Raw genomic sequence first — 10,592 nt, 5'->3', positions numbered from 1 at the left:
TTCGTAGAGGGTACATTGATCCAACGTTGGTCCCCATCCATTGAGTTAATCGGATGCGACAACAGTGACCAAAAGCGGCAGGAAAATAAAGGGTTACCCACCATAATAAGTGAAGAGCCATATATATCCAGCTTTTTCTTGATTTCTGCAAAGGCTTTCGTTGAGAATGGCTTAAGGTAAAGCGAGCAAGGAGAGCCAGTATGCCAAAGGATTCGGCAAGCCCACCAATCAGTCATGACCAGAATTTCAAAAACTTGATCCTGGATTACCCGGTGCAAGCCATCCAGCTGTTTAGTCCGCAGGAATCGGAGGCCATCACCTCCGAAGTTCGTATTGTTCCTTTGAGGCAGGAGCAGCTCAAAGAAAGGCTGGGTAACCGGTTTCGGGAACTGGATGTGCCATTGCTGGCTGAGTGGCCAGATGGGCGAAGAGAAGCGCTGCTGTTTGTGCTGGAAGAGGAGTCTGACCCAAGACGCTTCTCTATCCACCGCCTGGCGCACTACTGCCTGGATCTTGCGGAGCTGTGCAGCACAGACAGAGTGGTGCCGGTGGTTATTTTCCTGAAAACCACTGGCAAGGAACCGCGCGAACTCGTGCTCGGCAGTGAGCGTTATCAATACTTGAGCTTTAACTACATACGCTGCGCGTTGCAGGAGCTCAGAGCAGAGGACTACTGGCACAGTAACAATCTCATCGCCAGGCTTTGCCTGAGCCTGATGAGCTGGCGGCAAGATCAAAAACTGGAGGTCTATGCCCGTGCGGTGCGGGGTTTGAGCACTTTGGAGCCGGACCCTGAGAAGCAGTTGAAGTATCTGGACTTCATCGACATCTACACAGCCTTGGATGATAATGAAATGGAACTGTATCAGCAGAAATACCCGAAGGAGAGCAGCACCATGGCAAACTTAAGTGACCGGTTACGAGCCGAGGGCATGGAAAAGGGTATGGAAAAAGGCCTGCATGAAGGCATGGAAGGAATGTTGAGAAAGCAGATTCAGCTCAAATTTGGCCCGATCCCGCTTTGGGCGGATGAGCGCATATCTTCAGCTACTAACGAACAGTTGGAGATCTGGGTAACCGCAATTCTGTCGGAAGACACGCTGGAAGCGTTGCTCGCTCTGAGGGATTGAGCGGAGCTTAGTTAGTATTAAATGGCATCCACTTCACCTTGCTGGAAGTGCAAACCCTGTTGCGATTGCCGGCACCGACTACGAGCCACCAGCGTGAAATGAATACGTTTGTCCGCAGCTGCATGGACGAACGTGCTGTCCGCATCATGAAAGAAGCGTAAGCGGGCACCAGTCAGTACCGGAAAGCCCTATGGATCTCTTTGATCACATCGCGCCACAAGAAAACCTCCTGCCACGTGATGGCGATGTCCGGTATCACGGCGTGGTAATCGGGCAAAGTCAGGCGGATCGCTTTTTTGAGCGCTTGCTGGTGGAAATCGCCTGGGCTCACGATGAGCTGGTGATGTTCGGTAGGCCAGTGATCACGCGCCGTAAGGTGGCCTGGTATGGAAATCGGCCGTTTGCCTATACTTATTCAAGGGCAACCAAGCAGGCGCAGCCGTGGGTTCCGGTATTGGCAGATCTGAAAGAGCTGGCCGAGCGATGCAGTGGAGAACGCTATAACACCTGTTTGCTGAACCTTTATCACAGCGGCGAAGAGGCGATGGGCTGGCACAGTGATGCTGAGGGCGATCTAAAAAAGCAAGGTGCCATTGCCTCACTGAGTTTTGGGGCGCCCCGGCGCTTTGCTTTCCGGCACAAGCAGAGTAAAGAGCAGGTAAAGGTAATGCTGGAGCACGGCAGCCTGCTGGTAATGAAGGGGGTTACCCAAAGCTTCTGGCAGCATGCCCTCCCGACCATGAAGACGGTGCGTTCGCCGCGGATCAACCTGACATTTCGGACGATTGTGGCAAGCTGACCATGGACAGGCACCACCTACACCGATCATGGACAGGCACTACCTAACACGACAGGCACTACCTAACAGACCGAACTGGCTCACATTTGACATCATTTAAAGGTCATACTTCTGGCGCTTGTATATAATCCTTCCGGTTTGATTAACGTTCATGAGAATAAGGCTAATTAAAAGCCGATATTTAGGGAGGAAGTATGGGCAAGGTCAGAGGAGTGGTGGTTGCTGTATCTTTGGGATTGTTAGGAGGTTGTGCGAGTTCGCAGCCGCCCATGACGCCAGAACAGCAAGCAATGGCGCTGGAGATGCAGCAGGCGTTTATCGCACGAATGAAAGCGGGCACACAACAGCAGGTGGCCCAACAGGCGCCAGCGCCCGAGCCGGTGAGTTTGATTAGCGAGCAGGAGCTGGCAGAGCAGGTTGCGGCCGTAAAAGGTGATGGCGGCCCAGTCGAGATTCTTCGAGTGCGAGATGGCCTGATGATTGGTGGCTCACCTTATCTTGACCCTGAGGGTGAGATTACCGGCTTTTCTGCGAATGCCTTGGCCGGCGACATTGTTTACGCCCTCAAAAGTGGTCGTGATGAGCTTGTATTCAAGTACCTCTCCAGCACCGGCAATGCCGAACCTGTAACCTTGGGCACGGCTACCCGCGATTCCGGCGGTGTGGCATTTACCTCTGTAACCGGGAAAAAACTTGCCGGGCAGAATGTGGTTCCCTCGTCCACGGGTGTGCTTGTTACCCGCGATGCATCGGTGTTCCATTACACGCCAGGGCAGCGGGTAAGCACTATAATGGTGCCAGATAATTACCATGTAGCCTCGCTGCAGAAGGGCGACTTTGGTTCCACCGGTTACCTGCTCATCGAAAAGAACGAGGAAGAAAAGCAAGGTCTGGCAGGCCTGACCAGCATAGTGGGTTCTCTCGGCGAAACGGTCGGTTTGTCTGAGGCAGACGGTTATATGCTGCTGAATGCGAAAACCGGAAAGCTTGTTAAGCTGGACATCAGCACCGACGACAAAGATGTATCGGTTGCCAAGAACTGCAAGCGGCAAAATGACTTTGTAAATAAATGCAGTTCGTTTGATTCCTATGAAAGCCTCTATCGCCCGGATGGCACCCGTAATCGCGGCCATTATTTCTGGCGTATCGACTGGATGCAAACCCCGGAGGGGCCTTATGCCGTTGTGCAGGAAGCAGGCACTCGCAAGATCAATGTCATTAACCTGGAGGATAACAGGCGCGTAACGGTACTTGAAAGAACGCTTGGCATTGCTTCACACGACGTCTCGCAAACCCCGGATGGCAGGGTTCAGATTGAGGCACAGATGGGCTTCTCCAAGGAAGCCGTAAACGACTCCTTGCAGGCGTATCACGCCGGCCTTCAGGCGCTTTCAGCGGCCAAGTAGGCCGCTCTTGGCAGTGGGTGACTGATCCCACTGCCTAACTTTTGCTATCATCCAAGGCTCAGAGAAACTGATCATGGACAGGCACAAGATTGCTCATGAGTATTAATTGGATCTTACTGATAATCGGCGGGCTTTTCGAAACCGGGTTTGCGATCAGCTTAGGGAAGGCGCAGCAGACAACAGGTAAGCAAATGGGGTTTTGGTTGGCCTCGTTTGCAGTGTGCGTGGCCATCAGCATGTATCTGTTATTCAAAGCCATGGGTGGCGAGAAGGCCATTCCTGTGGGTACGGCTTACGCAGTTTGGGGTGCAATAGGGGCTATCGGCACGGTTGTGGCCGGTATTATATTGTTTCAGGAGCCGGTTACATTTTGGCGAATGTTTTTTCTGAGCAGCCTGGTGTTGTCCGTCATTGGGCTTCAGGTGGTGAGTGCTTAAACATAACCCATGCATGGCGGGCACTCACAAAGCCATAAAGCCCTCGGGTTAAGCAGGCCTTACTCGGTCGAGGCTTGCTTGTCGATATACGCCGACCGACTCCCACCTTCCCCCTCCATACTCACACTAATCCTTGGCGCAGCCACATCAATATACCGCTCCTCCATCTTGCGCTTCAGCAGCAAATTAAACGCCCTGGATACATCCCACTGGTATTCCGGCTTGGTACGCATGCGCATCCGCAGCACCGGGCAGCCTTCCTCAAACGCATGTATGCCCTGCATTTCAAGGGGCGACCAGATCAGCCAGCGCATATCCGGCAGGGTGCGCAGTTCTTCGGCGGTTTCTGTCATTAGCAGTATCGCATCATCAATCGGCAATTCCCGTGGAATGCGGATTTTGAGCAGGGCGATGCCGAACTGCCGGGACATATTGTGAATGGAGCTTATTTTGCTGAAGGTGATGTGATGCACTACGCCTTCTAGATCCCGCAAGCGCACGGTGCGCAGGTTGAAGCCTTCAACGGTGCCCATGAAGCCGTTGATCTGTACGAAGTCTCCGACCGACATGGAGTCTTCAACCACAATAAACAGGCCAGTGATCAAATCCTGAACCAGTGTTTGCGCACCAAAACCCACCGCCAGGCCGATAATACCGGCACCTGCCAGAAGGGGGGTTACGTCAACGCCCAAGGTGGAAAGGCTCACCAAGGTAGCGATAACCAGAATGGTGATCAGCAGGGTGTTCCGGGCAATGGGCAGAATGGTTTGGGCTCTGGCCGGGTTAATGCGTTTATTGCGGTCCCCGCCGCGCATGGCTCTTTCCAGCAGTTCGTCTATAAATATCCAGGTGAGCTTTGCCACCAGCAAAATAAACGTCACACCAAGCAAGCTCCTTGCCAGCCCCGTGCTCACGGAAGGCTTTCCTCCAAGGCTGAACAAGGACAAGCCCCAGATTTGCAGAATCAGTTCAAAAAACAACAGCCAAGCAGCCGCCTGAATCAAGTTGTAGCCAAAGCGCACCAGCCTGCGGCTGAACGTGCTCAGGGCCTGGTGCTGGGGCCTGTTTTCCTGAATGCCTATCAGCCCTTGCAGGGCAAGCGTCAGCGCAAGCAACAGCGCGCAGATCATGGCCTTGCCTAGGGCCGCATCCGCTTCCCCGCCGTTCACAAACACCGCGACCACTGAGGCGCTGATGGCCACGAGCATGGGGATGTGCCAAAGCCGTGCCAGCAGGGCAGTGACTTCACGCCCTACACCTTGGTCTTTGCGTTGCGTATAGGGTCGGTTTCGAATCAGGTGGGTGACCGGGCGCCGGTTCCTTAAAATCAGGAAAAAACTAAGCAGCGCGGCGATAACACTGAAAACCAAAGCCAGGGCGCTGGCCAGCTCCGTGCCGAGCTGGTCGGTCAGTTCGGATGTACTAAGAGCATCCTCAAGAGCGAACAGCACGCCGATGATAAACAGTGGCAAGAGCATTCGCCGGCGCAGAATCATCACCGCGGTAAGGCGATGACCGCTGGAGAAAATGGAAATCATCACATCAAAAAGCGACGTCAACCCACGGGCGCTCAAGCCGGCATAGGCCAGAATAAGAATGGTGGTTTGGGCGTTTTCCGACATGCCAAATGTGGGCAGCCCGGCAAGCAGCGCGGTAAAGGTGATCAGCCATGGTAGTATGCGCCGCAGGAAGTGGGCAATCAGCATCCAGGGCCTTGGCTGCCTTGGCATTTGTAGCGGCCATTCGCGCCATGAAAAAAACATGCGACCCAAGCGCGTTAAGCCCCATAGTGCCGCTATCCACGCAATAAGGCCGGCGCTGATTTCTGCCAGAACGCGATAAGAGGCGCCGGTCAGTAACTTTTTGGCAGCATTGTAAGCATTGCGAAAATGGGTCTTCCAGATGGAAAGAGGCGTTTCCGCAGTGCTGCCAGCGCCCGCCGCTTCATCAAAAAACACCGCAAGGGCGCCCAGCAAACCCTCCCCGCCGGGGGCTTTTTTTGCCGCGCCCGCCGATTCTGCCTGCAATCCTTGTTGAATAACCTTAAGTTGCTCTACCAGTGCTTCGCGGCTCTCGTCATCTTGCAGGGCCTGGATGGTAACTTCTATAGAGGCTTCAAGCTCTTCCGGGGAGGCTTCTTCTTTCTCCGCCTGCCCCATAAAACCGGGTATGCCTGGGAGCGTAAAAGGTTGTGCCTGGGCCTTGCCCACCGCAACAAACAGCAAGATAAAGCCAACAAAGAGCGCGGTTAACCTCAAATCTCTACCTCTTCAAACAAATCCGGTACCTCGGCGTCCCATCCAAATTTTTCACTGATACGCTTGCGCATAATGTCACTGGCCAGCATCTCGCCGTGGGTAACATACACTTTCTCTGGTTCCAGCGCCCCCTGCTCCAGCCATTGCAAGAGTTCATTGTAGTCGCCATGGGCTGAGAGAGAGCCCATATTGTGGATTTCAGCTTTTACCGGCCAGTATTCACCGTGAATTTTTACCGATTCCACGCCGGCCACCAGCCTGTCACCACGGGTTCCCTGCGCCTGAAAGCCTGCGAATACCACACTGTTTCGATAATTGGGCAACAGAGTCTTCAGGTGGTGCAATACCCGGCCACCGCTGGCCATGCCACTGGCAGAAACGATGATGCACGGGTAGCGTATGGAGTCCAGTTTGATGGATTCGTCCACCGTGCGCACGAACTCGGTGTGGCTATCAATCACCTCGCACTGGCTGGCGCTCAGCTTGTGCTCTTTGTGGTGTTTGCAGAAAATCTCCGTGGCTTTGATCGCCATGGGGCTGTTGAGAAACACCGGCAGCTTGGGAATGCGCCCCTCTCGCATAATCTTGTGAATCACATAAAGCAACAACTGCGCCCGGCCCACGGCAAACGATGGGATCAAAACCAAGCCACCACGGCCTACGGTACGGGTGATGATCTCTGCCAGCTCGGTTTCCGGGTCGGTTTCCTCGTGCAGTCTGTCGCCATAGGTGGATTCACACACCAGCACATTGGCCTTTTTGATGGGCTCCGGCGGGCGCATGATCGGGTCATCCTGCCGGCCAACATCACCACTAAACACCACCGTGCGGTCGTGGGCCTTGTGGCGAACGTGCACGCAAGCGGAGCCCAGAATGTGCCCGGCCGGTGTAAATGTCACTTCAAAACCTTTTACCGGTTCAAAAATTTCGTGGTAGTGAAAGGATTCAAAATGCTTCAGGGCTTCCCAGGCATCCTTCACGGTAAAAAGCGGCTCGGGATTTTCGTGCCGTGAGAACTTTTTGCGGAAAGCGTATTTGGCATCTTCCTCTTGCAGATAACCCGCATCCGGAAGCAGCACCTTGCACAAATCGTGGGTGCCCTGGGTGCAGTAAACCTTGCCTTTGAAGCCATGCTTCACCAGCGCGGGCAAGTAGCCTGAGTGGTCGATATGAGCATGGGTGAGCACCACCGCATCAATCGTGCTCGGGTCCACCGGAAACTTTGCCCAGTTTCTCCGGCGCAGGGTTTTAACCCCCTGGTACATACCGCAGTCAATCAACACCCGGTGTTTATCGTCGGATAACAGATAGCGCGAACCGGTCACCGTGCCGGTGCCGCCGAGGAAGCGAAGTTTCATAACAGAAGGCCTTCTGGCTGGTCAGGTTGAAATACACCTGAAGAGTTTCCTTTCAGATTGCCTGAAAGTGCAACGGCAGAAAAGCCCGGATACGGTCGGTGGCCAATATTTGCTACTATTCACCCATACCGCACGAATACCAGCGACGCAGGAAGCCGGCAATGCACTACAGCTCAATACTCCCGGAAGTGATCAAAGTGGCAGATGAAGCCAGCACCCGAGTGCTTCATATTTACCAGTCTGACTTCAAAGTGAGTTACAAAGAAGACGAATCCCCCATCACGGCGGCCGATGTCGCCAGCCATGAGGTCATCGTAAGAGGTCTGCGCAATATCAGCCGGGACATCCCCATTCTCTCGGAAGAAGGCGCCCAGGCACCTTGGGAAGAGCGCCAGCACTGGCGTCGGTTCTGGCTGGTTGACCCCATTGATGGCACCAAAGAATTCACCCAGCGCACCGGGGAGTTCACAGTGAATATCGCTATGATTGAAGACGGCGTGCCGGTGATGGGCGTTGTTGCAGCTCCTGCGTTAAAAGAGGCGTTTTGGGGGATAAGAGGAGAGGGCGCCCACAGGCGCGACCGAACCGGGCAGGTGCGCCGCATTCGTGTGGCCGAGGCGCAGCCCACCGTTCGCGTGGTCGCCAGCAAGAACCACATGAACGATGAAACCCGCGATTTTATCAGAGCACTCGGGCCCCACAAAACCCTTCAGGCGGGCAGTTCCCTTAAATTCTGCCGCATAGCCGAAGGCCATGCAGACCTGTACCCCCGCATGGGCCCCACCAGCGAATGGGACACAGCCGCAGCCCATGCTGTGTTGCTTGCCGCAGGGGGTAACGTGAACACGCTAGACGGCGGGCCCTTACGGTATGGCAAAGAAGATGTGTTAAATCCGTATTTTATTGCGACAGGAAGCTGATACTTTGTTTGGCTTGCAATCCTAAAGTCCCTGACAGAAAACACCGGAACGCTATGACCTGGTACGCACTCCAACATAAACCCGCCCAAGGTGATCGCGCCTTGGCGCACCTGCAGAATCAGGACATCGCCTGTTTCTACCCGAAAATACAGGTAGAAAAAATCAAAGCCGGCAAGCGCACCCAAAAACTGGAACCTTTGTTTCCCGGCTACCTGTTCGTGAATCTGGAACAAACCGACCCCGCATGGGCAAAACTGCGCTCAACCCGTGGCGTACTGCGCGTTGTCAGTTTTGCGAACAAGCCGGCCGCCATTGCCGATGAAGTAATTCAGCAGGTTAAAAACGGCCTGGATTCTGTGCAAAAACAGGGTGGGCTCAAGCCCGGCGAGGCGGTTCAGCTGGGTGAGGGGGCCTTTGAAGGCATTAATGCGGTTTTTCAGGCTTATGATGGGGAGGAGCGGGCGATTGTTTTAATCAACTTCATGCAAAAGCAACAACGAATAAAAGTGCCCGTATCCGTACTCAGGCACTCAGCGCAGTAGCCCCTTTCCCTTCTCCTCTTCTTCACCACCAGCCCCAAACAAAAAGATGTCCGACTTTATGTCACTTGCTTGTTTGGCTCGATGACGTAAAATCGCCACGCTTCTTACACGGAACATTCATACACTGACAGGAATTCAGTTGGGGCTTGCATTCACCCCATGGCTTGATCCCCGTCATTGCTGGCAATTTATATCTATGACCTTAAAACACTGGGCCCTGGTCGGTGGGGCGGTAGCGTGCCTGATCAGCAATTTCACGGCTGCAGCGCCATGGCTAGAGCCGGGTGACGCACGGGCTCGCTATGCCCTTCAGAAGCTTGCAGACAGAGGCCAGTTTTCCCGGCCGGTTACCAGTTGGCCCATAATGTGGGGCTCTATAAGTAACGGCCTGAACGAAACAGACAGTCAGGCAGGCACAGATACCGGGCTGGCGCGTAGCTACATTGAATTCGAGCGCAGCCAGCAAGCCTCCCCGGGTTTCAGAACAGAACTTGAAGTATCTGGTACCAATGAAGTGGCTATGGTTCAAGGGTTCGAGCGTGGCCCCATGGCAGAAGCCGGCGCCAAACTCACCCTGCAGTGGCAGGGACAAAACTGGGCGTTTGGCCTGAACCCGACCTATGCCCACAACCCCGATGACGATGAAAATGCCCGGTTGGGTGGCTCCTACCTTGCAGCAACAGCCGGCAACTGGGTGTTTGGAGCTGGCGCTATTGATCGCTGGTGGGGCCCTGGATGGCAATCCAGCCTGATACTGTCCAGCAACGCACGGCCCATGCCCTCCGTATGGCTGAATCGCAAAGATGCCACGGCACCTGAAAGCGACTGGCTGAGCTGGATTGGCCCCTGGCAGTTCACCCTGCTAGCAGGTCAATATGAAAAAGAGCGCGAGGTTCCGGAAACTAAACTGATTGGTATGCGCCTGAATGTGCGCCCATTGGACGGGTTCGAGTTGGGCTTCTCCCGCGCGATTATGTTCGGTGGCGAAGGTCGGCCTGAAAACGGTTCCACGCTGTGGAATGCGCTGATTGGCAGGGATAATGGCCAGTTAGGGCTTGACAAGGAGCCAGGGAATCAACTTGCCAGCGTAGATGCTCGCTATGGTTTTGCAATCGGCAAACAGTCGTTGGGTGTGTACGCTCAAATGATGGGTGAAGACGAAGCTAGCGCATTCCCGGCGCGCAAATCTTGGCTGCTAGGTACCGATTGGACAACCCAGTTACTAAATGGCGAGCAACAGTGGTTCCTTGAATACGCTAATACCTTGGCTGATGATTTTATGGGAACAGCCATGCCTAACATCTCCTATGATCACTTCATTTATAGAAGCGGTTATCGTTATCAGGGGCGCACCATGGGGAGCAGTTTTAGTGGTGATGCAGAGGCCATAACGTTCGGCGGCTTCCACTTCTTTGATGATGGTAGGAACCTCACTGCCAGCGTGAGTATTGTAGAATTCAATAAAGATGGCGTAAGCAAAACGCCGGTTGTTGATGAGCAAATCAAATTGATGGTACCTGCAGAAAATGCGAAACAAGTCATCGCCAAAATAGCCTATGGCACCCAAGCCTTAAACGGCTGGCTAGATTTAAGTGCCCAGTATGCTGATAAAAAACTTGAGTTAGTGAACCCCGCAGAAAATCAATCTGGCCAATGGTCAGTCGGCGCAGCTTGGCGCTATCGATTTTAGCCTTGGATAGTACGACCTACTCTGATCTTATCTTTGACCCTTATTCCGGATA

At 54.0% G+C, this 10,592-nt stretch carries 10 protein-coding genes; 8 read left to right on the top strand and 2 right to left on the bottom strand.

What is annotated here, in order from left to right; all coding sequences use genetic code 11:
* The 5 genes from CDH47_RS17635 to CDH47_RS17035 all read left to right on the top strand — a co-directional run.
* Positions 1-180 (top strand): hypothetical protein (locus CDH47_RS17635; protein ID WP_205077636.1); only part of this gene is annotated, 180 nt, incomplete at its 5' end.
* Between the two features lie 20 nt (positions 181-200).
* Entirely contained in the window at positions 201-1,130 is a 930-nt protein-coding gene (locus CDH47_RS17050) for an RpnC/YadD family protein (RefSeq protein ID WP_100641498.1), read from the top strand.
* A 190-nt stretch (positions 1,131-1,320) separates the two neighbouring features.
* On the top strand, positions 1,321-1,929 hold the full coding sequence (locus tag CDH47_RS17045; RefSeq protein ID WP_100641497.1) for an alpha-ketoglutarate-dependent dioxygenase AlkB family protein: 609 nt from the start codon (positions 1,321-1,323) through the stop codon (positions 1,927-1,929).
* A gap of 194 nt (positions 1,930-2,123) precedes the next feature.
* Positions 2,124-3,335, top strand: a complete 1,212-nt coding sequence (locus tag CDH47_RS17040) for a hypothetical protein (protein ID WP_153045495.1) — start codon at positions 2,124-2,126, stop codon at positions 3,333-3,335.
* Between the two features lie 95 nt (positions 3,336-3,430).
* Positions 3,431-3,772: a DMT family transporter gene (locus tag CDH47_RS17035; RefSeq protein ID WP_239985884.1), complete on the top strand. Its 342-nt coding sequence runs from the start codon at positions 3,431-3,433 to the stop codon at positions 3,770-3,772.
* Positions 3,773-3,831: 59 nt separating this feature from the next.
* Here CDH47_RS17035 and CDH47_RS17030 read toward each other — a convergent pair whose 3' ends face one another.
* A complete protein-coding gene (locus CDH47_RS17030; RefSeq protein ID WP_239985878.1) occupies positions 3,832-6,030 on the bottom strand; it encodes a mechanosensitive ion channel family protein in 2,199 nt (732 codons plus the stop codon).
* On the bottom strand, positions 6,027-7,388 hold the full coding sequence (locus tag CDH47_RS17025; RefSeq protein WP_100641495.1) for an MBL fold metallo-hydrolase: 1,362 nt from the start codon (positions 7,386-7,388) through the stop codon (positions 6,027-6,029). Before CDH47_RS17025 ends, CDH47_RS17030 begins: the two co-directional genes overlap by 4 nt.
* Positions 7,389-7,549: 161 nt before the next feature.
* Here CDH47_RS17025 and cysQ point away from each other — a divergent pair, with 161 nt between their 5' ends.
* From cysQ to CDH47_RS17010, 3 genes are all read left to right on the top strand, one after another.
* Positions 7,550-8,308, top strand: coding sequence for a 3'(2'),5'-bisphosphate nucleotidase CysQ (gene cysQ, locus CDH47_RS17020; RefSeq protein WP_100641494.1), 759 nt, complete (start codon positions 7,550-7,552; stop codon positions 8,306-8,308).
* Between the two features lie 53 nt (positions 8,309-8,361).
* Positions 8,362-8,850, top strand: a complete 489-nt coding sequence (gene rfaH / locus CDH47_RS17015) for a transcription/translation regulatory transformer protein RfaH (RefSeq protein WP_100641493.1) — start codon at positions 8,362-8,364, stop codon at positions 8,848-8,850.
* A gap of 196 nt (positions 8,851-9,046) precedes the next feature.
* Positions 9,047-10,540, top strand: coding sequence for a capsule assembly Wzi family protein (locus tag CDH47_RS17010; RefSeq protein ID WP_100641492.1), 1,494 nt, complete (start codon positions 9,047-9,049; stop codon positions 10,538-10,540).
* Positions 10,541-10,592: the final 52 nt, after the last annotated feature.

Source organism: Marinobacter salexigens, from assembly GCF_002806945.1.
Taxonomy (GTDB): domain Bacteria; phylum Pseudomonadota; class Gammaproteobacteria; order Pseudomonadales; family Oleiphilaceae; genus Marinobacter; species Marinobacter salexigens.
The sequence above is the reverse complement of the archived record's forward strand: the minus strand, read 5'-3'. Positions and strand labels throughout refer to the sequence as shown.

Coding starts and splice junctions, on each gene's coding strand:
- CDH47_RS17035 (WP_239985884.1), top strand. CDS start 3,431: ATGAGTATTAATTGGATCTTACTGATAATCGGCGGGCTTTTCGAAACC.
- CDH47_RS17045 (WP_100641497.1), top strand. CDS start 1,321: ATGGATCTCTTTGATCACATCGCGCCACAAGAAAACCTCCTGCCACGT.
- rfaH (WP_100641493.1), top strand. CDS start 8,362: ATGACCTGGTACGCACTCCAACATAAACCCGCCCAAGGTGATCGCGCC.
- CDH47_RS17050 (WP_100641498.1), top strand. CDS start 201: ATGCCAAAGGATTCGGCAAGCCCACCAATCAGTCATGACCAGAATTTC.
- cysQ (WP_100641494.1), top strand. CDS start 7,550: ATGCACTACAGCTCAATACTCCCGGAAGTGATCAAAGTGGCAGATGAA.
- CDH47_RS17040 (WP_153045495.1), top strand. CDS start 2,124: ATGGGCAAGGTCAGAGGAGTGGTGGTTGCTGTATCTTTGGGATTGTTA.
- CDH47_RS17010 (WP_100641492.1), top strand. CDS start 9,047: ATGACCTTAAAACACTGGGCCCTGGTCGGTGGGGCGGTAGCGTGCCTG.
- CDH47_RS17025 (WP_100641495.1), bottom strand. CDS start 7,388: ATGAAACTTCGCTTCCTCGGCGGCACCGGCACGGTGACCGGTTCGCGC.